This window comes from Acinetobacter sp. ACIN00229, assembly GCF_016106645.1.
Taxonomy (GTDB): Bacteria; Pseudomonadota; Gammaproteobacteria; order Pseudomonadales; family Moraxellaceae; genus Acinetobacter; species Acinetobacter oleivorans.
Window position 1 is genome coordinate 23,960 of the sequence record NZ_JADWOM010000023.1, and the last position, 25,326, is coordinate 49,285.

Consider the following 25,326-nt stretch of genomic DNA (forward strand, 5'->3'; position numbering starts at 1 on the left):
TAGAAAAATAGGATTTTGCAAAAAATTATAAAAATTAAAATTATTAAGTATTTAGAATAAGTTTGAATAATGAACTAAATAAAGAAGTTGCAGGAGTAAAATAATATATGCAAATGGTTTAATAAAAATCATTTATAAAATTGATAGTAATATTTAAGTTAATGACTGAACTTAGAAATATTACAAAAAAGCCCTGAGAAAAATCAGGGCTTTTTATAAAGTTTAAATTCCTCGCCAATCTACGCGTGCGTTTCTTTCGGTTTGATATATTCTTAAAACATATTGGCCTAGAGGTAAATCAAGCAAATATTTTTGATAGTTGCTCCATTCCTCAGAAACTTCTTCTGCTTCTTCACGCTCCCATGGCGTACCCTTCACCTCTAACAATGGTGCAAGCATCGAACACACAGAAATATCAGCAAGACTTAAGCGATCACCCACCATGTAGCGCGCTTGATTTTCTATTAGATAGCGGTTTAATTCATTTATGAGTTTGTCCATCTGCTCTTTGGACTGACCCACCAACTCCTCTTCAAGTTTATAGTTCTTCTTTACGAGTGTTTTGAGAAAAGGTTTCGATATTTTTTCAAACTGACGTAAATAGCCTTGTTCACCCATCATAATTTCTAGAGCATGGTCTCCTTGTGCCAACGTATGAGCTAAAGCCCAACGACGCACATGTATACCAAGCTCATCAGCTAAACTATCAATTTTAAGAGTTTGTTGTCTAAGTTGCTCATCACGACGCAAAAGCGCATGTTCTGGGTAGGTATCATCCAGATAAAGTGCAATCTTGGTTGATTCAGCAATCCATTGATGGTCATCTTTCAAAATTGGCAATAAATTTTGGCCTGTTTTGAGTTGTGCAAAAGCACGATGAAACCCTGGAATTAAGTTATGAGCCACATAATCAAGTTCTTTATGGTCTAACAACCAGCGAGCTTTTTCACAATAATGGGACAAAGGAAACTGATACAAAACCCGCATAAAATCTCCACGTTTATTTTTATTTGACTATTTGTACAAAAATGGTCGATGGTAAGTAGATACTTTAGAAGCTATTTTTATTTAAAACAATGGATATTGTGCTCATTTTTTGCTGACAGTTAGGTCTATTTTTTTATATCTTTTTTTACCGTACTTATTGCTCTTTTTCATATTAAAACTAATTCTATTATCAATTTTTCGCATAAAACAGATAATTTATTGATTTATAAAAACTTTTAATATCTTTATTTCTCAATTAAAAATCAAAAAAAATGCTTTGCACTTTATTTCATAAGCTGAGCATAAGTCCTCGTTTAGTGGAAAAATATTTCTTTTGTAAGGTAATGACAGCAATACAAGGTGTCATTATGTCTAATTCTCTATCTAAAACGACGGCATACGTCCAAATCATTCAAAATGATCAACAAGCCATTAATGCTGCTTATCAAGTGGCTGATTATGCTTTAGAGGGTCGTAATACACGTGATCAACAACGCTTATTACCGCATGAGCAAATCGAAAGCTTTAGCCAAAAAGGCTTAGGCGGAATTCGAATTGCAAAAAAATATGGCGGAGCTTTTGTTTCCAATAAAACACTCGCTCAAGTTTTCCGTATTTTAAGTAAAGGTGATGCGAACGTTGGTCAGATTCCACAAAATCAGATTAGCCTTTTAAACCTGATCGAAATTATGGGCACAGAACAACAAAAACAATTTATCTTTTCAGAAATATTGGCAGGCAAACGTCTTGCTAACGGTGGGCCAGAACGTAATACACATGACTCAAAAACATTAAAAACCACACTCACCATTGAAAATGGTAAATATATTTTAAACGGCGAAAAGTTTTATTCGACAGGTACAAGTTTTGCGCATTGGCTCGCAATTAAAGCGGTTCATCCTGAAGGTCATGTGGTTTTAGTTATTGTGAATCGAGAAGCTCAAGGTATTGAAGTCATTAATGACTGGAATGGATTTGGTCAACGTACTACAGCGAGTGGTACAGTTAAATTAAATCAAGTTGAAGTTAATCCAGAACTCATTTTTGATGAACGCTTATTAACTAAAGCCCCTACTTATCGCGGTGCTTATTCTCAGTTATTACAAGTTGCCATTGATGTGGGGATTGCAGAAGCCGCTTTTGACGATACGTTATCGACTATTCATAAAGCACGTCCAATTATTGATGCAAAGGTTGAAAAAGCCAGCTTTGAACATTACACCCTGCAAGAAGTAGGTAAGTTAAATATTTTACTCGATGCTGCAATTTTACTGCTTGATGAAGCTGCTGAATATTTAGATGAACTTGATCAACTTGAAACTGTGACTGACGAACAGGTAGCAAAAGCTTCAATTTTGGTCGCAGAAGCAAAAGTCTATGCCAATGATGCTGCTCTACAAATCTCTGAAAAATTGCTGGAACTAGGCGGTAGCCGTTCAAGTTTAAGCCAACACAATTTAGATCAACATTGGCGAAATGCTCGTGTACATACCTTACACGACCCCGTTCGTTGGAAATTACATGCCATTGGCAATTATTACCTTAATGGTCATTTCCCTGCCCGCCATGCCTGGATTTAAGGAGAAATTGTCATGACTTCATATCAATCGGTTCAAACTAAACAAACATCGGCATCTGGCCAAGCGCACATTATTCAAAATGATGCTGAAGCTTTAGAAATTGCAAAACAGTTTGCTGAGCAATTTAAAAAAACCGCAGTTGAGCGAGACTCTAAACGAATTTTACCCTATACCGAAATCGATGCATTGAGCCAATCTGGTCTTTGGGCAATTACAGTGCCAAAGCAATATGGTGGTGCCGAAGTTTCAAGTCATACAGTTGCTAAAGTGATTGCACTTTTAAGTGGTGCAGATGGTTCAATCGGACAAATTCCACAAAACCATTTTTACGCTTTAGAAGTCTTGCGCAATACAGGTACAGAAGCTCAAAAACAACGTTTATATAGCGAAGTATTAAATGGCACTCGTTTTGGTAATGCACTTGCTGAGTTTAAAACTAAAACTTCAACCCATAAACAAACCAATATCCGTCCGCATGAAAATGGTTATCTCATTCAGGGTGAAAAGTTTTACTGCACAGGAAGTTTATTTGCTCACCGTATTCCAACCTTAGTTCTAGACGATGCAGGTCGAGAATATCTAGCCTTTGTAAAAAGTGGTTCACCAGGATTGAAACTTGTTGATGACTGGTCTGGCTTTGGGCAGAAAACCACAGGCAGCGGCACAGTTAAATTTGATCAGGTTTTTGTCGATGCAGATGATGTTATTCCTTTTGATACTGCATTTTTACAACCAACCTTAGTGGGCCCTTTTGCTCAAATTATGCATGCATCAATTGAGGTAGGCATTGCACGTGGAGCCTTTGAAGAAAGCTTGCAAAGAGTGCATCAAGCCCGCCCATGGATTGATTCAAATGTAGAAACGGCCAACCAAGATCCTTTAACGATTTATGAGCTAGGACGCATTGCTGTCGATGTACGGGCAAGTGAAGTGTTATTAAAGCAAGCTGCGCAATCAATTGATGCCGCAAAAATTGAAACCACGCCTGAAAGCATTGCAAAAGCTTCAATTGATGTGGCCAAAGTACGTGCTCATAGTAGCGATATTGCACTAAAAGCATCGTCTAAGCTGATTGAACTTGCTGGAAGCCGTGGTAGTCAGTCGCAAGATGGTCTAGACCGTTTCTGGCGCAATGCACGTGTGCATACGTTGCATGATGCCGCACGATGGAAATATTACTTTATTGGGAACTATGTTCTTAACGGTGTTCTACCACCTCGTCGGGGGACATTGTAATGGCAGATTTCAAAGCGAAAGAGATTTTACTCAATGCTTTTGATATGAACTGTGTTGGGCATATCAATCATGGCTTATGGACACATCCACGTGATGAGTCACACCGCTTTAATGAACTGAGCTATTGGACAGAACAAGCCAAAACTCTAGAAAGTGGTTTATTTGATGGTTTATTTATTGCGGACATTACAGGTGTGTATGACGTCTATCAAAATGGTATTGATCTGACTTTAAAAGAGTCCATTCAGCTTCCGAGCCATGACCCATCTACACTCATTTCAGCAATGGCGGCAGTCACTCAAAACTTAAGTTTTGGGGTCACTGTGAACTTAAGCTATGAGCATCCATATCAGTTTGCCCGCCGCTTTGCGAGTCTCGACCATTTAACTCAAGGTCGTATTGGCTGGAATATTGTGACAGGTTATCTAGATAGTGCGGAACGCTTAATTGGTCAAAAAGGTTTAAAAGACCACGATGCCCGCTATGAACAAGCTGAAGAATTTTTAGAACTTTGCTACAAGTATTGGGAAGGTTCATGGGAAAACGACGCAGTAAAAAAAGATAAAGTACAGCGTGTTTTTACAGACCCTTCTAAAGTTCATACCATTCACCACCACGGAAAATATTATCAGAGTGAAGGTGTTTTTCAGGTGTCTCCTTCTGTGCAACGCACCCCGACACTATTTCAAGCAGGTGCTTCACCAAAAGGTATGCAGTTTGCGACTCGTCATGCTGAGTGTGTATTTATTGGTGGCGACAAACCCGAAAAAATACGCGAACAAGTGAAAAAGATTCGTGCTCTTGCCGAACAGCAAGGCCGTTCAGCAGATGACATTAAAGTCTTTGTCGGTATAACCGTTGTTGTTGCCGAAACACATGATCTGGCTGTACAAAAACTTAATGAATATCGTCAGTATGCAAGCCCTGAAGCAGGCCTCGCGCATTATGCGAGTTCAACTGGTATCGACTTAAGTAAATTTGCCGACGATGAAGCGATTCCTTACCAAAAAAGTAACAGTATTGTTTCGATTACCGAAAAATTTAAAGAGCAACAAATCACGAAAAATGACTTAAAAGCTCAGCATGTTTTAGGTGGTCGTTATCCCCTCATCGTGGGTAGTGGCGAAGAAGTTGCTGAATACTTAATTCATCTTTTAGATGAAACAGATATTGATGGCTTTAATTTGACACGTACAGTTGCACCAGAGTCTCACCACGACTTTATTCGCTTGGTCATTCCTGAGCTACAACAACGTGGTCGCTATAAAACTGCATATAAAACGGGTTCACTGCGGAACAAAATTTTTAATCGGGGTGATCAATTACCAAAACAACACCCTGTTCAAGCATTCCGATGTAGTCCCTATAACAACAGCAAAAACCTAACAACAATTGAAGAAATAACCGCTTAAATTTGGAGATAGACATGGCTCAAACAGCCTCTAAAAAATGGCTAGGCGTAGGCTTAGTCGTTGTAGTCCTTTTTGTTGCTTTATTCTTTTGGAATAAACACCGTCAAAGTGGCTCAAATGAACTTGTGATTGGCATTAGTCCACCATTTGCAAAAACTTTACAAGCTGCTGCCGATGAAGCAAAGCAACAAGGTTTAAATGTGAAACTAGTTGAGTTTTCTGACTGGAACACACCAAACATTACTTTAAATCATGGGGATATTGATGCGAACTTTTTCCAGCATCAACCGTTCTTAGACAATGCAATTAAAGAAACTGGCTTTAAATTAAAAGCATTTGCAGTAGGTGCAGCATCACATGTGGGACTTTATTCAAAGAAATATAAAAGCCTTGATGAATTGCCACAAAACGCACGTGTAGTCATTCCAAATGATCCTGTGAACCAAGGTCGTGCCCTACTACTTTTACAACAAGCTAAACTAATTACGCTTAAAGATTCAAACAACCATTTATCTGCACTTAAAGATGTTGTTTCAAACCCTAAAAACTTGCAATTCATTGAGGTTGAAGGACCGCAAACGGCTCGTGCAATTGATGATGTTGACTTGGCTTTTGGCTACCCACACTACTTGCGCTTAGCAAAAACAGCTGATCCAGATAGTGCTCTTTTACTTGATGACAATACCAATAAACGTTATGCAATTTTGTTTGTAGTACGTGACGACTATCAGGACAAGGGCGACAAATTGAAGAAATTTGTTGAGATCTATCAAAACTCGCCAAAAGTTAAAGCTGTGTTAGATGCTGAGATTGGGCCAAAACTTTGGTTCCCTGGCTGGAAGTAATAACGGAAAGATTATGGCGATTCAGTTCAAACAGCATAAGCCTTGGTTACTCGGAATTACGATTGTTATCGTAGTTCTGGGTCTTGTCGGTTACCGTTATATTAAAAATAAACAAGCCGATGATGTTTTAACGATTGGCATTAGCCCACCGTATGCTGAGTTATTACAAAGCGTTGCCAATGAAGTAGAAAAGCAAGGCGTTCATGTCAAACTCGTTGAATTTTCTGACTGGCGAGCACCAAATGTTGCCGTACAAAACGGCGATATTGATGCAAACTTTTTCCAGCAAAGCGTATTTCTACGTAATGCTGTTAAAGAAACGGGTTATGACTTACATGCATTTGCCGTGGGCTCAGGAAGTCATGTGGGTCTATATTCAAAAAAATATAAATCACTTAAAGACTTACCTTCAAATGCACGTGTTGCTATTCCAAACGATCCCGTCAATTTAGCTCGCGCTTTAATTTTATTGCAGCGTGCAGGTTTAATTCAGCTTAAAGACATTAATAATGAACTTTCAACTACTCAAGACATTATTGCTAATCCCAAACAGCTGAGCTTTGTTGAAGTTGAAGGTCCTCAAACAGCACATGCATATAACGATGTCGATTTAATTTTCGGCTTCCCTCACTACTTAAAAATGGCAAAGGTAACCGACCCACATAGCGCATTATTTTTAGATCCAATCGATAAAAAATATGCAATTTTGTTTGTGACCCGTCGCGATTACCAAGATAAAAACCAAAAACTTGCAACCTTTGTTAAAGCATTCCAGAACTCAAAACAAGCACAAGATATTCTGGATAAAGACTTTGGCCAAGGTATGTGGTTTCAAGGCTGGAAATAAGGAGAATGACAATGGTGAGTTTTGGATCACAAGTTGATTTTTCTCTACCTCATATCAAAATTCGTGGTTTAAATAAGTTTTACCAATCGCAGGGTCAAAAACTGCATGCTTTAAAAGAGATTAACCTTGATATTCCTCAAGGTAAGATTTTAGGCATTATTGGTAAAAGTGGTGCAGGAAAATCTTCCCTACTCCGCACTTTAAATGGCTTAGAAAAAGTAAATACAGGCAGTATTCATATTCATCAACAAAACATTGCTGAATTGAGTCATGCCGAGCTTATTCAAACTCGCCAACGAATTGGAATGATTTTTCAACATTTCAATTTGATGTCTGCAAAAACGGTCTGGGAAAATGTGGCATTACCCTTAAAAGTTTCCAATTACAACAAAGCAGATATCGATCAACGTGTAAATGAAGTTCTAGCACTAGTAGGCCTTGCAGATAAGTCTAGTCATTATCCATCACAACTTTCAGGCGGACAAAAGCAACGTGTCGGTATTGCACGCGCACTTGTTCACCACCCTGAAATTTTACTGTGTGATGAAGCAACCTCAGCACTTGACCCAGAAAGTACTGCCACTATTTTGGCTTTACTTAAAAAGATTAATCAGGAACTTGGTCTAACGATTGTACTCATCACTCACGAAATGCAGGTCATTCGAGAAATTTGTGATCAAGTCGTGGTGATTGACCAAGGTGAAATTGTCGAGGCTGGGCAAGTCTGGTCTGTATTTTCACGACCAGAACAACAAATTACTCAAGAATTGTTGAACCTTGAGCAGATCACTCTGCCATTTAAAATCACTCCACTTCCCGATGAAGATTCGACTCATATTATTGTAAAACTGAAATATGAAGCTGAAGCACATCAAGTACCCGATATTCAAGAACTACTTGCTAGATTTAAAGCACCCGTCAATTTATATCAAAGTCAGGTCGATACCATTCAAGGGCACATTATTGGTTCTCTTTTAATCGGTATTCCTAACGTAGAAATTGATCTTTCATCTATACGACAAGACGCATCAACTGCAATTGCACAATTTGAGGTACTTGGCTATGCACGACCAGCTCATTGATTTATTAATTACTGGAACCGTAGATACCTTACTCATGGTAGGTGCATCTGCATTTATTGCTTTTTTAATTGGCTTACCTATTGCTGTTGTTTTAGTTAGCACTTCTGAGCATGGCATTCATCCGTCACAAAAGATTAATCAGGCTTTGGGTTGGGTCATTAATATTACTCGTTCTGTGCCCTTTCTTATTTTAATGGTTGCACTTATTCCGCTTACTCGCTGGATTGTAGGTACAAGTTATGGCGTTTGGGCAGCCGTTGTTCCATTGACGATTGCGGCAATTCCCTTCTTTGCTCGTATTGCAGAAGTCAGCTTACGTGAAGTCGATCAAGGCTTAATTGAAGCTGCACAAGCCATGGGTTGTAACCGTAAACAAATTATTTGGCACGTGCTTTTACCAGAGGCTTTGCCGGGTATTGTGGCAGGCTTTACCGTGACTATTGTGACTATGATTAACTCCTCTGCGATTGCTGGTGCTATTGGTGCAGGTGGCCTAGGAGACATTGCATATAGATATGGTTATCAACGTTTTGATATGCAAATTATGTTGGCTGTAATTTTTGTGCTCATTGTTTTAGTCATGTTAGTACAAGCAACTGGCGATGCATTAGCCCAGCAACTTGATAAACGTAAAGTTTAAAAGCAATACAACCCTGCTCTAGCCATGACTTTGTCATGGCTTTCATGTAAAATCAGCGACAATTTTTAATTTACACATTTGTGAGTGGTTTTCATGGGTTTTAATTGCGGTATTGTTGGTCTGCCAAACGTAGGGAAATCTACCCTTTTCAATGCATTAACGAAAGCAGCGATTGCAGCGGAAAACTTCCCTTTCTGTACCATTGAACCAAACACAGGCATTGTTCCTGTACCGGATCCACGTTTAGACAAACTTGCTGCGATTGTTAAACCACAACGTATTTTGCCAACTACAATGGAATTTGTGGACATTGCAGGTCTTGTTGCTGGTGCATCAAAAGGTGAAGGCTTAGGTAACCAATTCCTTGCTAACATTCGTGAAACTGATGCAATCGCTCATGTTGTACGTTGTTTCGAAGATGAAAACGTAATTCACGTAAATGGTAAAATTGATCCATTAGACGACATCGCAACTATTAATACTGAACTTGCGCTTGCAGACCTTGAAACTGTTGCTAAAGCAATTTTACGTTTAACTAAAGTTGCTAAAGGCGGCGACAAAGAAGCTGTAGCAACTAAAGCAGTTTTAGAGAAAATCCAACCGTTACTTGACGAAGGTAAACCAGCTCGCGCGGCTGATTTGTCTGATGACGAACGTAAATTAGTTCGTGGTTTTGGTTTAATGACTTTAAAACCAACCATGTATATTGCAAACGTTGCAGAAGATGGTTTTGAAAATAACCCGCATTTAGATGCAGTAAAAAAACTAGCTGCGGAAGAAAACGCAATTGTTGTTCCTCTTTGCAACCAGATCGAAGCTGAAATTTCATTATTAGAAGATGAAGATCGTGCTGAGTTTTTAGAAGCAATGGGCATGGAAGAACCAGGCTTAAATGTGGTTATTCGTGCAGGTTATGCGCTTTTAGGTTTACAGACTTATTTCACTGCTGGTGTACAAGAAGTTCGTGCATGGACAGTAAAAGTTGGCGCAACCGCTCCTCAAGCAGCTGGTGTGATTCATACTGACTTCGAAAAAGGCTTTATCCGTGCTGAAGTTGTTGCATATGACGACTTTGTACAATACAACGGTGAAAACGGCGCTAAAGAAGCTGGTAAATGGCGTTTAGAAGGTAAAACTTACGTTGTTCAAGATGGCGATGTAATGCACTTCCGTTTTAACGTTTAAGTTAAAGCTCATAAAAAAGCCCCATCATATTGGGGCTTTTTTATGTTTAATGACTTAAATCCATCGCCTCTCGTTTAATGCGCGCCTCTTGTAAAATACGCGCATGCAAAGGCTTTCTAAAACCTAGCATAAATATAAATTCTGCCAATACAAATAACGGCCCTATGGCGAGTCCAATCACATCATCAACAAAAGCTGGTTTTTTCTTTTCGAAATAATGCCCAACAAACTGAAAGACCCAACCCACCACAAAGAATCCAATACTTGCTGCTAACCATTGCCCCAAAGATAACTGGGCAATTTGGCTCGCCAGTGGATACACGGCGGCTAAAAGAATCAGCATAATTACGCCAAAAACTTTATCTAAAATGAAATAATAGATCGTACTAGCTGCAATCAACACAATGGCTAAAGTTAGTTTAAAACTGCCAATATCGACTCCAGCTCTCGCAGTTAAACATAAAATTGAAAACACGATGAGCGGAATACCGATAAAATGCGTCAAAATATTTTTATGATTTAAGTGGTAAGCTGCATATTTGCTAAGCTGTTGCTCCAGATTTGACATGAGTTGTTCCCTATTCATCTATCTATAGTCATACTGTACAAATAAGGAAAACTTAAAGTTGTCAGCTATTTGACAAAGTAATGATTTTTTCATGGATGGGCTGATATTGGATCTTATTTATATTAATCGACTAAGAGAAAATACATGGTTTAGTTTGCTTCCAGAAGCATTCCAAAACTTTATTCTAGAGCATGGTAAGCAAAGAACCTTTGAAAAAAACAATTATGTGTTCCGTGCCCAAGATGTATTTGATGGCATTTATACTGTGCTTGAAGGCTCAATTAGCTTAGGTTATGTCGATGTAAATGGTAATGAAGCTCTTTCTGCAATTGCTGAGCCAATTATGTGGTTTGGTGAAATATCGCTGATTGATCATGAACCACGTTCGCACGATGCGATTTCTTTGAAAAAAAGTACCGTTCTGCATATTCCTGCAAAACCATTAAATGAATTACTCAAAGACAATCCATATTACTGGTATTACTTTGCTCGTTTAACCAGCCAAAAACTCAGGTACGTTTTCTTAGAACAGATTGCTATCCAAACACGCAGTATTTCTCAAAGGCTTGCTCAACGTCTTCTATTTATTTTAGAAGGATATGGAAATCATACTCTTATTCAAGATCATCACATCCATATTTCTCAAGAACAATTGGCAAATATGCTGACCACATCTAGACAGACGATCAACCATGAGCTGAGTCTGCTTGAAAAACAGAAAATCATCAAAATTGCTTTTAGAAAAATTGAGATTCTAGATATTGAGAAATTGAAAGTAGTTGCTCAAGTCCATTCCTAGTCTTTGCACAACCAGCTATATGATAAAAACTTAAAACCAAATTAAAAAAATAGATAACGCTGCAAAACAACACATTGTTCAAACTCTATTTCACAAAATAAATGTTTTAAAGCAGATATTTTCATTTTACACTCAAGCTGAGCAATAATACTCAACAAGGCGCTGATTAACATGAAAAAATTATCAACAATTCTTACAGCTGGCGTATTGGCTATGTTAAGTGTTTCGGCATTTGCATGTCCAAAAGGAACTCAATTACAAGGTGGTACAGGGCCAAATCATAAAGGCGGAAAATGTGTTGCTGCACACGGCAAAGCAACTGCTAAAAAAGAAGCAGTAAAAGCAAAACAAGATGTTAAAAAAGATATGACTGAACAAAAGCATGAAGCAATGATGAAATCTACGCATGCTCAACATGAATCACAGCAAATGACTCATCAAATGAAACAAGATGCAGTGAAAACAGCAAACACAGCTAAAGCTGCGACAAAGCCGTAATTAACATTCACTCATTATCGTTTTAAAAGCAAAAAAGCGAGATTAATCATCTCGCTTTTTTATATTTATAAATTTTATTTTGGAGATGTGTTTCCAAGATTCGGCGTATTGATCGCATCCTTACATTGCGCTTTATCTCGCTCATAGTCTGCTTGTTTCTTAGCAACTGAATCATTATTTTCAAGCGTTTCACGAGCCCACACATCTAAACTTGTCAGGGCTTTACGACAAAGGGCATATTTCCCTTCTGTCACGGAATCAGTCATTTTCACATTAATGCGCCAGTCCGTACTCAATTGACGTAAAGGTTTACGAACTTTGTCATCGATTTGGCTCAACTGCTTTTCATAAACCAAATGCTCAACCGTATTAATCAATGTCCATGCTTTTTGAGCATAAACAGTTGCGTCATTGGTCAGTTTAGGTGCTGGCTTAATTTCTACTTTTTTTTCTGCCTCATGATTACCATTGTCACAGCCCTGCAATGTAAAAATACCTGCACTCAACATGGCGATATAAACTAAACGAATCTTTGCGTTGAACATAGCAAACTGCCGATTAAACATTTCGGCACTATGCTATTAAATTCGGCTACAATACTCAATCTTTCAAGTATTTTTATCATTTGGTTTATTGCCAAGGTGTATTGTGTCCGAACAACAATTGATGCCTGCCCAAACGGCAACTTTTTGGCAAGGCGCCAAAGATAGCCAAGCTATCGTACTCACCTATTTACCCGTTTCTTTTGCCTTTGGCGTTTCTGCATCTCAGTTTGGTTTTACACCATGGGAAGCATTTTTTCTATCTTGTTCAATGTATGCTGGAGCCAGCCAGTTCTTAGTTGTCGCACTTTTAGCCAGTGGTTCATCTATCTGGTTAACTGCATTAACAGTCATTGCACTGGATATTCGCCATGTGCTTTATGGACCAGCTTTATATAACCTGATTCCAAACAAATTAAATCTAAAAAAAACGGCGGTATGGGCTTGGGGCTTAACCGATGAAGTTTTTGCAAGTGGAATGATCCAACTTTCACAGCGTAGACAACAATGGTCCGAGTCTTGGATGTTAGGCTTGAGTCTATTTAGTTGGATGGCTTGGGCAACTGGCTCATTGTTAGGGGGATTATTTGCAGATCAAGTGTCTCATCTTCCAAAGTTTTTACAAGCAGCCTTAGACTTCTTATTGCCTGCTTTATTCTTAAGTTTTTTATTAGCAGCATTTGAGCGAAAGCATAGTCTTGTAGTTGCTGTATCTTTGGTTGTTTCAGCGTTGTCCTGCTATTGGATTAACCTATCTGCGGCTATTTTTATTGGTATTCTTTCAGGCATTTTAGCCGGCTTGTTTAAACATTATGTGCTGAAACAACAAGAAGAGGTCGAAGTTTAAAATGAATCTAGAGATTATTCTGGTTGGTATCATTGTTGGTATTGCCAATTTTGCCTCACGTTTTGGACCATTCTTTGTTATACAAAAGCTACAAGGGACACAGCAAAGACGTGGTTCAGTCTGGCTAAAAATTGCTTTGGGAAGCATTGGTATATCAGCAATTAGCGCCATGCTTATTGTTGCCACTCTTCCGCCACTTCTTGAGAATCCAGATAAAAGCTTAGCCATGCTTATCGGTTTTTTAGTGCTAGCAGGTCTTTATTTTAAATTTAAGAAAATTGTTCCGGCAACGTTAACTGCCGCAATTGTTTATGGTCTGATCTATACTTATTTACCTTTATAAATAGATAAACTGATCTTCCTTATATAAAATAAAACCTAGCCAGAAGCCTTTAAGATTGAAACTTCTGGCGTAAAAATCTAATTTTTGAATTGATTAAAAAGATAATCTTACCTACTTAATAGAGATAAAAATGTCACAAGTTAAAATTTACGCAAATGAACAAACGATTATGCAGTATCGAGAATTACTTTCTCATGCAATCCATCAAGCGCTCATTGAAGAATTGAAATATCCTATCGAGAAAAGATTTCAGCGTTTTATCAGTCTTAAGCCTGGAAATTTTATCTATCCTTCTGACCGCAGCCAACACTACATTATTATCGAACTCTCAATGTTTGCAGGACGTAGCGCGGCTACTAAGAAACAACTCATTCAAACTTTATTTCGCAATATTGAACAACAATGCAAAATAGCTCCGCAAGATATTGAAATTACGATTTTTGAAACCCCTAAAGAAAATTGGGGTATTCGCGGCAAAAATGCAGATGAGTTACTTTTAAACTATCAAGTTAATATCTAAAAAAGTCACATCTTAATTGTCCGACAAAATTAATTTTTTTATGTGTGATAAAGCTTAACTCCCTCATAAGTTCTGCTATGCTTAAAAAAATAATTTTGTCAGGATGATTCGCATGAGCGTGACACTCGGTACCCCCCTTCAATCTTCTGCATTTAAAGTTTTATTGTTAGGTTCAGGAGAGCTTGGCAAAGAAGTTGTAATTTCTTTACAACGCCTTGGTGTTGAAGTACATGCAGCCGACCGTTATGATCATGCGCCAGCCATGCAAGTTGCACATTTTTCTTATGTGTTAAATATGGCTAATCCAACTGAGTTAAAACAGCTCATTGAGAAAATTAAACCGAATTTAATTGTTCCAGAAATTGAAGCCATCGCTACAGAAGTTTTGCTTGAAATTGAAGCGAGTCAAACTGCAACTGTTATTCCTTCCGCTAAAGCTGTAAACCTGACCATGAACCGTGAAGGCATTCGTCGTCTTGCGGCTGAAGAACTTGGTTTACCTACTTCTGCTTACCGCTTTGCTGACTCACTAGAAAGCTTCCGCGCTGCTTCTGATGACATTGGTTATCCAAACTTTGTAAAACCAGTAATGTCATCTTCAGGTAAAGGTCAGTCTCGTGTAAAAAGTTTCGATGAAGTCGATGCGGCTTGGCAATACGCCATGCAAGGTGGTCGTGTTAACCAAGGTACAGTCATCATTGAATCTCAAATTGATTTTGATTTTGAAATTACATTACTTACCGTTCGTGCTAAAAATCCTGAAACTGGCGAAATCGAAACTCACTACTGTGACCCAATTGGTCACCGTCAAGATGCAGGTGATTATGTAGAAAGCTGGCAGCCTCAACCAATGACTGCAGCTGCACTTGAAGAAGCAAAACGTATTGCAAATAAAGTGACAACAGCACTGGGCGGTTGTGGTATTTTTGGTGTAGAGCTGTTTATTAAAGGCGACAAGGTCTGGTTTAGTGAAGTTTCGCCTCGCCCACATGATACTGGTCTAGTTACTCTAGCGTCACAATTTCAAAGTGAATTTGAACTGCATGCTCGTGCAATTTTAGGATTGCCAGTAAATACAGCTCGCCATAGTGTTGCGGCTAGTGCAGTTATTTATGCTGGGGTCGATGCCAACAATTTAAGCTACAGCGGCTTAAATACGGCATTAGCTAACCCAAATACCGATTTACGCCTGTTTGGTAAACCAGAAGGTTTCAAACGACGTCGTATGGGTGTGGCAACTGCTCGTGCAGAAAATACTGATCTTGCTCGTACTTTAGCGAAAGAAACCGCTGATCAAGTAAGCGTAAAAACCAACTCTTAATATTTACTTTTTGGTAGACCCATTTTCATGATCAATACATCGCCATTGCTGAACTACGTTACAAGCCATCATGATATTAAAGCCATTAATCAATGGCGAACGGATGTAGAAAAGCAATTGCAGGATTCATATGAAAATGGGCAATCTATTCGGGAAGTCATTAAAGCACGCTCAGACCTCGTTGACGAAGCACTGATCTTTTTATGGAAACATGCTGAACTTGATCAGACAGGGCTAGGTCTTTTTGCTGTAGGTGGTTATGGGCGCCGTGAAATGTTGCCCTATTCCGATGTTGATATCATGATTTTATCGGAACATGAAATTAACGAAGAAAATGAAAAACGCATTTCTACATTCATTTCCTCTTTATGGGATGTTGGCAATTTCAAACCCGGTATTAGCGTTCGCACCATTCAAAGTTGTGTTGAACAAGCTGCTACCGATTTAACTGTTGCAACTACACTCATCGAAGCTCGTTTAATTACCGGTAATAGTCAACTTGCAAAATGGCCGCGTCGTATTGTTTCGCAAACGTGGACAGACAAAACCTTTTTTGATGCAAAAATGGCTGAACAAGCTAAGCGTTACCATCAACACAACAATACTGAAAGCAACTTAGAACCCGACATTAAAAATGCGCCTGGCGGTATTCGTGATATTAACCAGATTGGCTGGATTGCTAAGCGTCATTTCCGCGTAAACCGCATTTATGACTTAGTTCATTTAGGCTTTATTTCAGAATTCGAATTAAACGTTTTAGAAGAAGCTGAAAGTTTTCTTTGGGAAATTCGTCACCATTTACATCGTTTAGCGAAGCGTGATGAAAACCGTCTTCTGTTCGATCATCAACGAGAAATTGCGGCTCAATTTGGTTACGCTCGTCAAGAAGGTCAGCCTGTAAACTACGGTGTTGAGCAGTTCATGAAACGCTACTACCGTACAGCTCAACAGGTTTCAACACTTAATGAAATGTTATTGGCCTATTTTAGCGAATCAGTTATTACTCCGCGTTTACCAAATTACGAACGTAAAATTGAAGTCGTTAATGACCACTTTAAGATTGTCGACAATAAACTTGCCGTACAGCACCACAAAATCTTCGCAGAACATCCAAGTGCTATTTTAGAACTATTCTATATTTTGGCTAATCGACCAGATATTGAAGGTATTCGCGCTCGTACTTTACGTTTACTTATTCTTGCTGCAAAACGTATTAACCAAAATTTTCGAGATAATCCTGAGCATCAAGCCCTATTTATGTCGATTATTCGCTCACCTTATCGTCTATACGATACTTTGGTAGCGATGAAACGATATGGTGTTTTAGGAAACTATATTCCAGCCTTTGGTCAAATTATGGGTCTCATGCAATATGACCTATTCCATATCTATACAGTCGATGCTCACACATTATTATTACTGCGCAATTTAAACCGTTTTAAAGAACCAGAATTTGCTAAAGAGTTCCCTGTTGTAAGTTCTGTTTTCCAGCGTCTTGCACGTCAAGATATTGTGTTTATTGCTGCATTATTTCATGACATTGCTAAAGGCCGCGGTGGAGACCATAGTGAACTTGGTGCAGAAGATGCGATTGAGTTTGGACGTGCACACGGCTTTACAGAGCGTGAATGTAAATTAATTGCATGGCTCATTCACAACCATTTGCTCATGTCGCTAACAGCTCAGAAAAAGGATATTTCCGATCCAGATGTTGTTAAAGATTTTGCCGAAAAACTTGGCGATATGGAACATCTTGATTATCTATATACTTTAACAGTCGCAGATATTAATGCGACAAATCCAAAACTGTGGAACACATGGCGTGCGTCGCTTATGCGTCAACTTTATACGCATGCCCGTGATGTCATTCGTACAGGTTTAAGCCGTCCTGTTGACTATCAAATGCTAATTGAAGACACCAAATTTGCAGCAAGTGAATTACTGGTGAATAATTTCTCATTGGCAGACGTTGAAAAAGTATGGCAAGAACTGGGCGATGAATACTTCATTAAAGAATCGGCAGATGAAATTGCATGGCACACTCAAGCAATTTTGAAACACGGCGATAATCCAGAGCCATTAGTACTGTTGCGTGCTCATCGTAAAGCTGCCCAAGATGCCGTGCAAATCTTTATATACACGCGTGACCAACCCAACCTTTTTGCAACGACTGTGGCAGTTTTGGACCGCATGAACTTAGACGTTCAGGATGCAAAAATTATCACAGCAAGTACCGCATTTAGCTTAGACACCTATGTTGTTCTCGATCGCTTTGGTACATTGCTAACCGATCCTGAACGCGAAGAAACAGTTAAAACTGCATTGGTGAAGGCGCTTAGTCAGCCAGACCAATATCCGGGACTTATGCAACGCCGTATTCCACGTCAACTACGTCATTTCGATATTGAAAATACAGTTGACGTAACATTGAATGAAGCGTTACAGCAAAACATGGTTGAAATTTCAACACTCGATCACCCTGGCCTACTTGCACGTGTAGGTGGCTTATTTATGATGCAAGGTTTAGACATCCATTCAGCTAGAATTGCAACTTTAGGTGAACGTGCAGAAGATATTTTCTTTGTCACGAAAAAAGATGGAAAACCGTTAAATAATGAAGAGGTTAAACTCTTCTCGGAAAAGCTTAAAGCTGCATTAGATGAAGCATCTAATCAAATTTGTCAGCACTGAAACTCAACTAATTGGTAATTGTTTAATGAACTCTAGCTTGTCGTTATTGCACCCATATCCATTTGAAAAGTTAAACCAGCTTTTTAAGGATACTACTCCTGCTAACCTTCCCTTGATTCCTCTATCAATTGGTGAACCAAAGCACCCAGCACCAGAGTTTGTTAAACAGGCAATTATTGACAACTTCAATCACCTCTCAACTTATCCAAACAGCAAAGGCTTACCTGAACTTCGCCAAAGTATTGCAGACTGGCTCACTAAGCGCTTTAAACTTAATAGCATTAGTGCTGAAAACCACATTTTGCCAGTATCTGGTACGCGTGAAGGGATTTTCTCATTTGTTCAGGCGCTCATTAACCGTGAAGACGCACCGTATGTGGTAATGCCGAATCCGTTTTATCAAATTTATGAAGGTGCCGCCCTACTTGCCGGCGCAAAACCATACTTCATTAATTGCACCGAAGAAAATGGTTACTTAGGCGATTTTGATGCTGTACCCGCAGAAGTATGGGAAAAAACTGCCCTTCTTTTTGTATGTACGCCGGGCAACCCAACTGGTACTGTGCTTTCTAAAGAACAATTCAAAAAGTTAATTGCCTTATCTGATCAATATAATTTTGTTATTGCTTCTGACGAATGCTATTCAGAACTTTGGTTCGAGCAAGCACCTACTGGTTTATTAGAAGTATGTGCAGAACTTGGTCGTGATGACTATAAAAACTGTGTCGTATTTCATTCACTTTCTAAACGCTCAAACTTACCGGGTTTACGCTCAGGTTTTGTAGCGGGTGATGCAGAATTATTAAAACCATATTTGCAGTACCGTACCTATCATGGTGCAGCAATGCCTGTTCAACATCAACTTGCATCAATTGCAGCATGGAATGATGAAAACCATGTTGAAGAAAACCGTAAGCAATATCGTGCAAAGTTTGATTTATTCCAAAATGAACTAGGTCACTTATTACCTCTACAAAAGCCAGATGCGGGTTTTTATTATTGGTTAAAAGTCGATAACGATGAAACTTTTGCCAAGATGTTGATGGAAAAAGCCCATATTAAAGTTTTACCGGGTCGTTATTTATCTCGTGACACAGATCAAGCTAACCCTGGCGAAAATCATGTGCGTATGGCTTTAGTCGCCGATTTAGCGCAATGCGAAGAAGTAGTTAAGCGTTTAAAAGCAATTCTTTAAGCATAGATAAGTTGTATAGCCTTCACGATTATTTAGCATGAAGGCTATACAACCGACATTAACTATAAGTAATAAGTAAGATTGCAAAACATATAAAAGCCAGACTAGAACAATAATACAAGCCTATCGCTGAACGTTTAATCTGTTCTAGAACTCGATTTTGAAGCAATAGCCGAACCAACAGTAAGTTCCAACCAAGTACGACTCCAGTCATCCACGTACTCATCAGTAATTTTTGAACTAAACTAAATTGATGCTGAATAAGCAACATCAAGCTACTATAAAACATAATATTTTTGGGATTAAGCAGACTAGATTGTATTCCCAACATGAAACTCTTAACTTTATCCTGATGTTGATGCTCTTGATCAATCAAATCATTTTTTTCAGTAGCAAAAGTTAAGTTGCCAGACCTAGCAGCCTTAAAACAAAGATAACTCAAATAAACCAAATACCCTGCCCCAAACCACTTAAGTACTAAAAGAATGGTCGTACTCAAATTTCCAAGTAACATAAATCCGAACATACATGCCATTAAGATTAAGGCATTGCCAAACGTAATTCCTGCAATGACACCATATGTATAGCGCGAACCCTTTTGCAAAAGACTGGTGAGAATAAGAAAAAAATCAGGTCCCGGAGATAGCAACGCTAAAAAGTGGGTAAAGGCGATAACAAAAAAAACTTCCATAACGATTTCATCTTTAAAACTGTATGGAATAGCTTAAAAATAGAGAAAAATAATTTATTGTAAATTATTGCGCGGCTGCAAGTTGAAACTGACGAGGAGTGATTCCAGTATGCGCTTTGAAAGCTTTATGAAAATGGCTCTGATCACTAAAGCCCAAATTTACTGCCAACTCCACAAGCGAAATCCCTTGTTTTAATTGAGCTCTGGCTTGATTAATCTTTAAATTAATTTGAAATGCATGGGGCGTTAAGCCAACATTAGCTTTAAATAGACGAATAATTGCATATCGACTAAGACCTACCTGCTGTGCAAGCTCTTCTAGAGAAATAAATCGTTCGGATGATTTAATAATATGAATTAAGTCCAAGAAATCCTCATACAAATATTGAGTTTTCTGTATTTCTTCTAATATAAAATGAGGTAGTAACAACTGAGTAAGGCAATAGATAAGCGACTGTTCTTTTTCAATAATCAATTTTTCAGAATCAAATAAAGTTTTATTCATACTAGAAAAAGCTTGATATAAAGACTCATCTTTAATAATAAGAGGTTTATGCTGAGGTAAATTTAAATCAAAGCCCTCTTTTTGAAACTCAGCGTACCATTGATTAAGCCAAGATATATCCATATGCAACATCTGGTAACTCCAAGCCTGATCAGGTAATGGATTACAAGAATGTTCTATGTGGGCAGGTACAATGACTAAGGTACCTGCAGAAATCTTTTGTGCTGTACCAAATGAACTTTGAAAAACGCTATTCCCTTCATCTATAGCTCCAATAGAAAATGTTGGATGACTATGAGACTTATAACATGTTCGACTAAAACAAGATCTTCTGGCTTCAGCATAAGGCATTCGCCCATCTTGCCAAAACTCAAATGCTTGAGGAATAGCGCTCATTGAATTCATTAACTTGCTAATGCTTTTTCAATATCAGCTTCTAATGCTTCTGGTTTAGTCGTAGGTGCATAGCGATTAAGCACTGCGCCATCTTTCCCTACCAAAAATTTAGTAAAGTTCCATTTAATCGTGCTGCTTCCTAAAATGCCTTTAGCTTCACGTGTCAAATATCTAAAAATCACGTGGGCTTCTGGTCCTTTTACATCTACTTTCGCAAACATCGGGAATTTAACCCCATAGTTGCGCTGGCAGAACGTACCGATTTCTTTATTGCTACCCGGATCTTGCCCACCAAACTGGTTGCAGGGAAACCCTAAAACTTCCAAGCCTTGATCTTTATATTTCTCATAAAGCTTTTCAAGGCCAGCAAATTGTGGTGTAAAACCACATTTACTTGCAGTATTTACAATTAGTAAAACTTTACCTTTGTAATCAGCTAATTGCTTAACTTCACCCTCTAACAGTTCAGCTTCAAACTGATAAATATTACTCATGGATAGGTTTCCTCATCATTTTTTTCTTGTGATTTAAGTTGTAATGATGCCGAGTTTACACAATAGCGTAAACCAGTCGGCTGTGGTCCATCTTCAAAAACATGCCCTAAATGGGCTTCGCAATCATGACAAACAATTTCTGTTCTGACCATACCATGCGATAAATCGTCATGTTCTTCAATTGCAGTTGGCTCAATCGGTTTAAAGAAGCTAGGCCAACCACAACCACTGTCATATTTAGTATCTGATGAGAACAATTCTGCACCGCAGCAACGGCAGACATAGGTACCATGTTGCTTAGTATTCCAGTATTGCCCCGTAAATGCAGGTTCAGTGCCCTTTTGTCGTGTGATCCGATACTCTTCTGGTGATAACTCTCTTTGCCATTCCCGGTCTGTTTTATTGACTTTTCCCATGACATGCACCTTTATTCTGAAGTAAACATTTCTGATGATTGAGTTTTATATTTACGCCATTCCTCGCAAAAACACTAGTCTCTGAACGTAAAATTTGTTGGAATTTAATCACCTAAGCCATAGAAAGCAAAAAGTAAGCAAAATTCAAAATTAAAAGTAAGCAAATTTATGTTTTATTTTCTTCCAAGGAAGCAAAGATGGTGCTATGCTTGTTCGGCACGGTTGTATAGGACAAAACATGTCTCAGAAAAAAAGTGTGCTTTTCCAGCAACTATTACCAGTTATCAAACAGTATCAGCAATCGGGCTTTACCCATGAAAAAATTGTTGAATTACTAAAAGATCAACACGATCTGAATTTGGTAACAGTTAAAACATTTAAAAGTTATTTATACCGATATGCAAAAGTGAATCCAGCTATGTCTAAAAATACTGCTATCCTCCAATCCATGCCAACTTCTCGAGAAATAAAGAAATCATCGAAGCTTGAGCATGTTTGTTATGACATTCGTGGACCAGTATTACGAGCCGCCAATGAAATGGAAGAGCAAGGACATAAAATCATCAAGCTCAATATCGGCAACCCTGCTCCATTTGGTTTTGAAGCCCCACAAGAAATTATTAATGACGTTGCTTTAAACCTACCAAATGCGATTGGTTATGTTGACTCAAAAGGTATCTTTCCAGCACGTAAAGCTATCTGCCAATATTACCAACAAAAAGGCATCCTAAATATGCACGTGAATGACGTGTATATCGGTAATGGTGTGTCTGAACTTATTGTAATGGCGATGCAAGGCTTGCTTGATGATGGCGACGAAATGTTGATTCCAATGCCGGATTATCCGCTTTGGACAGCAGCTGTTAATCTTTCAGGTGGTACAGCAATTCACTATAAATGTGATGAAGAAAATAGCTGGTATCCAGATATTGCTGACATTGAAAGCAAGATTACATCGAATACTCGCGGTATTGTCATCATTAACCCGAACAACCCTACTGGTTCAGTTTATCCACGTCATATTCTTGAACAAATTGTAGCGCTTGCAAAAAAATATGATCTAATTTTATTTGCTGATGAAATTTACGACAAAATTATTTATGACGGTATTGAACATGTTTCAGTAGCATCATTAGCTGGCGACCAGCTTTGCGTATCTTTTAATGGTCTATCAAAAGCTTATCGCATTGCAGGTTTCCGTTCAGGCTGGATGGCAATTACCGGAGATAAAAGCCGCGCTGCTGACTATATCGAAGGTTTAGATATGTTGGCATCAATGCGTCTATGTGCAAACGTTCAGGCTCAATATGCGATTCAAACTGCTTTAGGCGGTTACCAATCAATTAATGACCTGATTCGTCCGGGTGGCCGTTTGTACGAACAGCGTAATATTGCTTGGGAAATGCTAAATGAGATTCCTGGTGTAAGCTGCGTAAAACCAGATGGAGCAATGTACTGCTTCCCTCGCCTCGATCCAAACATCTATCCAATCGAAGATGACGAAAAATTAATGCTTGATTTGCTACGTGCAGAAAAAGTGCTATTGGTCCAAGGTACGGGCTTTAATTGGCCAACTCCAGATCATTTCCGTGTGGTTTTCTTACCAGCTGAAAATGAATTGCGAGAAGCAATCACTCGTTTAGGCCGTTTCTTAGCCAATCGTCGTTAAAAAAATGCATATCAAAAAAGGCATCTTAAATTAGATGCCTTTTTTGATAATTTTATTTAACTAATTTAAAAAAAGAATAATTACAAACTCTTCCGCACTTCCACTTACATTTAAATAACTATTTGAATTTAAGAAATTTTAATTAAAAATTTAATTCATTTAATCTTTAAAATCTGTTTAACAATTCATTTCTATATTTTTTACCATACGTTTAAATTTGTGCGTAATTTCACATTTCCCGCAATCTTCATTATGCAAAAATTGCATGGATCAATATTTTTTTGCATTTCACACTGCTTCAAAATCGAGCAACAATCCCTTCCCATAACAACATCACCATATTCGATTCGGTTAAAACAGATTCAGATATCTAGGAAGATAAAATCGGTAGAACGACCGGACTGAACTAACAAGGAAAGCTTTCAATCATTCAAATCCCATCAAAGAATGATTGAATCAAATGGATAGAGGTTCATATGAAGCAAAAGAAATTGCTCAAATATATTGTTATTGCTATTTTACTTGGCGTACTGACAGGCTGGATTTGTCACCACTTTTTTAATGAAGGTGACCAACTCAAACAAATCGCTTCTTATTTTAGCATCGGCACAGACATCTTTTTACGCCTCATCAAAATGATTATTGCTCCATTGGTATTTGCCACAATTGTTTCAGGCATTGTATCAATGGGGAAATCTACATCGATTGGTAGTATCACACTTAAGTCAATGACTTGGTTTATTACTGCTTCGTTTGTATCGCTTGCCATCGGCATGGGTTTAGCAAACTTTTTCCAACCGGGGGCAGCTCTAGATTTAGCACTACCAACAGCTCAACAACTTAGTGGCGCTTCTCTCCCAGAAACTACTGGCTTTACACTGCAATCATTCTTAAGCCATGTGTTCCCACGCAGCATTGCAGAAGCAATGGCAAATAACGATATTTTACAAGTACTTGTTTTCGCTATTTTCTTTGGCTCAGCACTCGCTTTTGTAAATCAAGGCAACGAAAAAGATTCAGTTATTGTTCGTTTGACTGAAGAACTTAGCAAGATCATGTTCCGTATCACCGATTACGTCATGATGTTTGCACCTTTTGCAGTATTTGCTGCAATTGCTTCAGCAATTACAGTACAAGGTTTAGGCTTAATTGTTGACTACGGTATTTTAATCGCTGAGTTCTATTTCGGTCTTCTGTTACTTTGGATCATTTTGTTCTCTGTTGGTGCAATCGTACTTAAAAAAGATATCTTCCGCTTAGGCAAATTAATTCGCGAACCTGTAACTCTTGCTTTTGCGACAGCTTCAAGTGAGTCTGCCTACCCTAAAGTAATGGATGCACTCAATAAATTTGGTGTACCTAAAAAAGTGACTAGCTTTGTATTACCGTTGGGTTATTCATTTAACCTAGATGGTTCAATGATGTACACCACGTTTGCAGTATTGTTTATTGCTCAAGCTTACAACATCGATCTTAGCTTCACTCAACAAATCTTAATTCTGTTAACTCTGATGGTGACAAGTAAAGGTATTGCAGGTGTATCACGAGCTTCAATTGTGGTTATTTCAGCAACACTCACCATGTTCCATTTACCTGAAGCTGGCATTCTCTTATTGCTTGGTATCGATCAGTTCCTTGATATGGGTCGTACTGCAACAAACGTAGTAGGTAACAGTATTGCTACCGCAGTTGTTGCTAAGCTTGAAGGCGAAAAAGTAGCAGATACTGAAGAGCTACCAGAGCCAGTATTAATTAAATCAACTCAAGAACAAACGCCCGCTTAAGTTTCTCTTTTCTCCCACTCTCCCAACTTAAGAGCAATTTTATATGACCTTATAAAATTGCTCTTCTTTTTATTCTAAAATTAAACAATAAAAATTTATGTGTATTTCCATATTAAATAATGAACCCAATAATGTATTTTTACTGCTATTAAATTTTCTTAAAACAAACCTTAAAAAGAGAATAAAATTCACCCAAACAGAATTTATATCCTTAGAAATAAACATCAATTGAT

25 protein-coding genes are annotated in these 25,326 nt (G+C 38.3%); 18 read left to right on the forward strand and 7 right to left on the reverse strand.

Going from position 1 to position 25,326, the window contains the following annotated elements:
- Positions 1-222 precede the first annotated feature (222 nt).
- The gene (locus I7H67_RS17360) at positions 223-987 is read right to left on the reverse strand and encodes a glutathione S-transferase family protein (RefSeq protein ID WP_151822568.1); all 765 of its coding nucleotides are present in this window, start codon (positions 985-987) and stop codon (positions 223-225) included.
- A gap of 344 nt (positions 988-1,331) precedes the next feature.
- On the opposite strand from I7H67_RS17360, the gene I7H67_RS17365 reads away from it, so the two are divergent.
- From I7H67_RS17365 to ychF, 8 genes are all read left to right on the forward strand, one after another.
- The gene (locus I7H67_RS17365; protein ID WP_198308432.1) at positions 1,332-2,567 is read left to right on the forward strand and encodes an SfnB family sulfur acquisition oxidoreductase; all 1,236 of its coding nucleotides are present in this window, start codon (positions 1,332-1,334) and stop codon (positions 2,565-2,567) included.
- 12 nt (positions 2,568-2,579) lie between these two features.
- Positions 2,580-3,803 carry an SfnB family sulfur acquisition oxidoreductase gene (locus I7H67_RS17370; protein ID WP_198308433.1) on the forward strand — a complete coding sequence of 408 codons (1,224 nt, stop codon included), beginning with the start codon at positions 2,580-2,582 and terminating at the stop codon, positions 3,801-3,803.
- A complete protein-coding gene (locus tag I7H67_RS17375; protein ID WP_057076090.1) occupies positions 3,803-5,215 on the forward strand; it encodes an LLM class flavin-dependent oxidoreductase in 1,413 nt (470 codons plus the stop codon). Before I7H67_RS17370 ends, I7H67_RS17375 begins: the two co-directional genes overlap by 1 nt.
- 14 nt (positions 5,216-5,229) lie before the next feature.
- Complete coding sequence (locus I7H67_RS17380) at positions 5,230-6,060, forward strand: MetQ/NlpA family ABC transporter substrate-binding protein (protein ID WP_005304526.1); 831 nt, start codon at positions 5,230-5,232, stop codon at positions 6,058-6,060.
- Positions 6,061-6,073: 13 nt separating this feature from the next.
- Positions 6,074-6,907 carry a MetQ/NlpA family ABC transporter substrate-binding protein gene (locus I7H67_RS17385; protein WP_198308434.1) on the forward strand — a complete coding sequence of 278 codons (834 nt, stop codon included), beginning with the start codon at positions 6,074-6,076 and terminating at the stop codon, positions 6,905-6,907.
- Between the two features lie 5 nt (positions 6,908-6,912).
- Entirely contained in the window at positions 6,913-7,989 is a 1,077-nt protein-coding gene (locus I7H67_RS17390; protein WP_198308435.1) for a methionine ABC transporter ATP-binding protein, read from the forward strand.
- Positions 7,970-8,629: a methionine ABC transporter permease gene (locus tag I7H67_RS17395; RefSeq protein ID WP_004792864.1), complete on the forward strand. Its 660-nt coding sequence runs from the start codon at positions 7,970-7,972 to the stop codon at positions 8,627-8,629. The genes I7H67_RS17390 and I7H67_RS17395 overlap by 20 nt, the downstream gene beginning before the upstream one ends.
- 93 nt (positions 8,630-8,722) lie before the next feature.
- On the forward strand, positions 8,723-9,814 hold the full coding sequence (gene ychF / locus I7H67_RS17400) for a redox-regulated ATPase YchF (RefSeq protein WP_004642544.1): 1,092 nt from the start codon (positions 8,723-8,725) through the stop codon (positions 9,812-9,814).
- A gap of 46 nt (positions 9,815-9,860) precedes the next feature.
- Here ychF and I7H67_RS17405 read toward each other — a convergent pair whose 3' ends face one another.
- Positions 9,861-10,382 carry a DUF962 domain-containing protein gene (locus I7H67_RS17405; RefSeq protein WP_198308436.1) on the reverse strand — a complete coding sequence of 174 codons (522 nt, stop codon included), beginning with the start codon at positions 10,380-10,382 and terminating at the stop codon, positions 9,861-9,863.
- A gap of 91 nt (positions 10,383-10,473) precedes the next feature.
- Between I7H67_RS17405 and I7H67_RS17410 the strand changes: the two genes are divergently transcribed.
- A complete protein-coding gene (locus tag I7H67_RS17410) occupies positions 10,474-11,181 on the forward strand; it encodes a Crp/Fnr family transcriptional regulator (RefSeq protein WP_198308437.1) in 708 nt (235 codons plus the stop codon).
- A gap of 171 nt (positions 11,182-11,352) precedes the next feature.
- Positions 11,353-11,679: a hypothetical protein gene (locus tag I7H67_RS17415; protein WP_004792870.1), complete on the forward strand. Its 327-nt coding sequence runs from the start codon at positions 11,353-11,355 to the stop codon at positions 11,677-11,679.
- Between the two features lie 74 nt (positions 11,680-11,753).
- Here I7H67_RS17415 and I7H67_RS17420 read toward each other — a convergent pair whose 3' ends face one another.
- Entirely contained in the window at positions 11,754-12,224 is a 471-nt protein-coding gene (locus I7H67_RS17420) for a hypothetical protein (RefSeq protein ID WP_176564279.1), read from the reverse strand.
- Between the two features lie 121 nt (positions 12,225-12,345).
- On the opposite strand from I7H67_RS17420, the gene I7H67_RS17425 reads away from it, so the two are divergent.
- The 6 genes from I7H67_RS17425 (at position 12,346) to dapC (ending at position 19,138) form a co-directional block, all read left to right on the forward strand.
- A complete protein-coding gene (locus I7H67_RS17425) occupies positions 12,346-13,068 on the forward strand; it encodes an AzlC family ABC transporter permease (protein WP_081402146.1) in 723 nt (240 codons plus the stop codon).
- A gap of 1 nt (position 13,069) precedes the next feature.
- Positions 13,070-13,411 carry an L-valine transporter subunit YgaH gene (gene ygaH, locus I7H67_RS17430; RefSeq protein ID WP_151767955.1) on the forward strand — a complete coding sequence of 114 codons (342 nt, stop codon included), beginning with the start codon at positions 13,070-13,072 and terminating at the stop codon, positions 13,409-13,411.
- A gap of 130 nt (positions 13,412-13,541) precedes the next feature.
- A complete protein-coding gene (locus I7H67_RS17435; protein WP_005304505.1) occupies positions 13,542-13,931 on the forward strand; it encodes a tautomerase family protein in 390 nt (129 codons plus the stop codon).
- 103 nt (positions 13,932-14,034) lie between these two features.
- A complete protein-coding gene (gene purT, locus I7H67_RS17440; protein ID WP_198308438.1) occupies positions 14,035-15,252 on the forward strand; it encodes a formate-dependent phosphoribosylglycinamide formyltransferase in 1,218 nt (405 codons plus the stop codon).
- A gap of 27 nt (positions 15,253-15,279) precedes the next feature.
- Entirely contained in the window at positions 15,280-17,943 is a 2,664-nt protein-coding gene (gene glnD, locus I7H67_RS17445) for a [protein-PII] uridylyltransferase (RefSeq protein ID WP_005304499.1), read from the forward strand.
- A 25-nt stretch (positions 17,944-17,968) separates the two neighbouring features.
- Positions 17,969-19,138 (forward strand): succinyldiaminopimelate transaminase, encoded by a 1,170-nt coding sequence (gene dapC, locus I7H67_RS17450; protein ID WP_198308443.1) that lies wholly within the window; start codon positions 17,969-17,971, stop codon positions 19,136-19,138.
- Between the two features lie 58 nt (positions 19,139-19,196).
- Here dapC and I7H67_RS17455 read toward each other — a convergent pair whose 3' ends face one another.
- The 4 genes from I7H67_RS17455 to msrB form a co-directional block, all read right to left on the reverse strand.
- A complete protein-coding gene (locus I7H67_RS17455) occupies positions 19,197-19,829 on the reverse strand; it encodes a LysE family translocator (RefSeq protein ID WP_198308439.1) in 633 nt (210 codons plus the stop codon).
- A 64-nt stretch (positions 19,830-19,893) separates the two neighbouring features.
- Positions 19,894-20,739 carry an AraC family transcriptional regulator gene (locus I7H67_RS17460; protein ID WP_198308440.1) on the reverse strand — a complete coding sequence of 282 codons (846 nt, stop codon included), beginning with the start codon at positions 20,737-20,739 and terminating at the stop codon, positions 19,894-19,896.
- Positions 20,739-21,224, reverse strand: a complete 486-nt coding sequence (locus I7H67_RS17465) for a glutathione peroxidase (RefSeq protein WP_005304488.1) — start codon at positions 21,222-21,224, stop codon at positions 20,739-20,741. The genes I7H67_RS17460 and I7H67_RS17465 overlap by 1 nt, the downstream gene beginning before the upstream one ends.
- On the reverse strand, positions 21,221-21,640 hold the full coding sequence (gene msrB / locus I7H67_RS17470) for a peptide-methionine (R)-S-oxide reductase MsrB (protein ID WP_004792889.1): 420 nt from the start codon (positions 21,638-21,640) through the stop codon (positions 21,221-21,223). The genes I7H67_RS17465 and msrB overlap by 4 nt, the downstream gene beginning before the upstream one ends.
- 238 nt (positions 21,641-21,878) lie before the next feature.
- Between msrB and I7H67_RS17475 the strand changes: the two genes are divergently transcribed.
- Together I7H67_RS17475 and I7H67_RS17480 are read left to right on the forward strand one after the other, a co-directional pair.
- Positions 21,879-23,309, forward strand: a complete 1,431-nt coding sequence (locus I7H67_RS17475; RefSeq protein ID WP_198308441.1) for a pyridoxal phosphate-dependent aminotransferase — start codon at positions 21,879-21,881, stop codon at positions 23,307-23,309.
- Between the two features lie 476 nt (positions 23,310-23,785).
- Positions 23,786-25,093 carry a dicarboxylate/amino acid:cation symporter gene (locus tag I7H67_RS17480; RefSeq protein WP_013198151.1) on the forward strand — a complete coding sequence of 436 codons (1,308 nt, stop codon included), beginning with the start codon at positions 23,786-23,788 and terminating at the stop codon, positions 25,091-25,093.
- The last annotated feature ends 233 nt before the right edge of the window (positions 25,094-25,326 follow it).

Bases quoted from the DNA above. Each gene is read 5' to 3' on its own strand.
- I7H67_RS17395 (WP_004792864.1), top strand. From the start codon at position 7,970: ATGCACGACCAGCTCATTGATTTATTAATTACTGGAACCGTAGATACC.
- I7H67_RS17415 (WP_004792870.1), top strand. From the start codon at position 11,353: ATGAAAAAATTATCAACAATTCTTACAGCTGGCGTATTGGCTATGTTA.
- ychF (WP_004642544.1), top strand. From the start codon at position 8,723: ATGGGTTTTAATTGCGGTATTGTTGGTCTGCCAAACGTAGGGAAATCT.
- I7H67_RS17390 (WP_198308435.1), top strand. From the start codon at position 6,913: ATGACAATGGTGAGTTTTGGATCACAAGTTGATTTTTCTCTACCTCAT.
- I7H67_RS17380 (WP_005304526.1), top strand. From the start codon at position 5,230: ATGGCTCAAACAGCCTCTAAAAAATGGCTAGGCGTAGGCTTAGTCGTT.
- I7H67_RS17420 (WP_176564279.1), bottom strand. From the start codon at position 12,224: ATGTTCAACGCAAAGATTCGTTTAGTTTATATCGCCATGTTGAGTGCA.
- I7H67_RS17465 (WP_005304488.1), bottom strand. From the start codon at position 21,224: ATGAGTAATATTTATCAGTTTGAAGCTGAACTGTTAGAGGGTGAAGTT.
- purT (WP_198308438.1), top strand. From the start codon at position 14,035: ATGATTCGCATGAGCGTGACACTCGGTACCCCCCTTCAATCTTCTGCA.
- I7H67_RS17425 (WP_081402146.1), top strand. From the start codon at position 12,346: ATGCCTGCCCAAACGGCAACTTTTTGGCAAGGCGCCAAAGATAGCCAA.
- ygaH (WP_151767955.1), top strand. From the start codon at position 13,070: ATGAATCTAGAGATTATTCTGGTTGGTATCATTGTTGGTATTGCCAAT.
- I7H67_RS17455 (WP_198308439.1), bottom strand. From the start codon at position 19,829: ATGGAAGTTTTTTTTGTTATCGCCTTTACCCACTTTTTAGCGTTGCTA.
- I7H67_RS17410 (WP_198308437.1), top strand. From the start codon at position 10,474: ATGGATGGGCTGATATTGGATCTTATTTATATTAATCGACTAAGAGAA.
- I7H67_RS17370 (WP_198308433.1), top strand. From the start codon at position 2,580: ATGACTTCATATCAATCGGTTCAAACTAAACAAACATCGGCATCTGGC.
- dapC (WP_198308443.1), top strand. From the start codon at position 17,969: ATGAACTCTAGCTTGTCGTTATTGCACCCATATCCATTTGAAAAGTTA.
- msrB (WP_004792889.1), bottom strand. From the start codon at position 21,640: ATGGGAAAAGTCAATAAAACAGACCGGGAATGGCAAAGAGAGTTATCA.
- I7H67_RS17385 (WP_198308434.1), top strand. From the start codon at position 6,074: ATGGCGATTCAGTTCAAACAGCATAAGCCTTGGTTACTCGGAATTACG.
- I7H67_RS17365 (WP_198308432.1), top strand. From the start codon at position 1,332: ATGACAGCAATACAAGGTGTCATTATGTCTAATTCTCTATCTAAAACG.
- I7H67_RS17475 (WP_198308441.1), top strand. From the start codon at position 21,879: ATGTCTCAGAAAAAAAGTGTGCTTTTCCAGCAACTATTACCAGTTATC.
- I7H67_RS17435 (WP_005304505.1), top strand. From the start codon at position 13,542: ATGTCACAAGTTAAAATTTACGCAAATGAACAAACGATTATGCAGTAT.
- I7H67_RS17375 (WP_057076090.1), top strand. From the start codon at position 3,803: ATGGCAGATTTCAAAGCGAAAGAGATTTTACTCAATGCTTTTGATATG.
- glnD (WP_005304499.1), top strand. From the start codon at position 15,280: ATGATCAATACATCGCCATTGCTGAACTACGTTACAAGCCATCATGAT.
- I7H67_RS17360 (WP_151822568.1), bottom strand. From the start codon at position 987: ATGCGGGTTTTGTATCAGTTTCCTTTGTCCCATTATTGTGAAAAAGCT.
- I7H67_RS17480 (WP_013198151.1), top strand. From the start codon at position 23,786: ATGAAGCAAAAGAAATTGCTCAAATATATTGTTATTGCTATTTTACTT.
- I7H67_RS17460 (WP_198308440.1), bottom strand. From the start codon at position 20,739: ATGAATTCAATGAGCGCTATTCCTCAAGCATTTGAGTTTTGGCAAGAT.
- I7H67_RS17405 (WP_198308436.1), bottom strand. From the start codon at position 10,382: ATGTCAAATCTGGAGCAACAGCTTAGCAAATATGCAGCTTACCACTTA.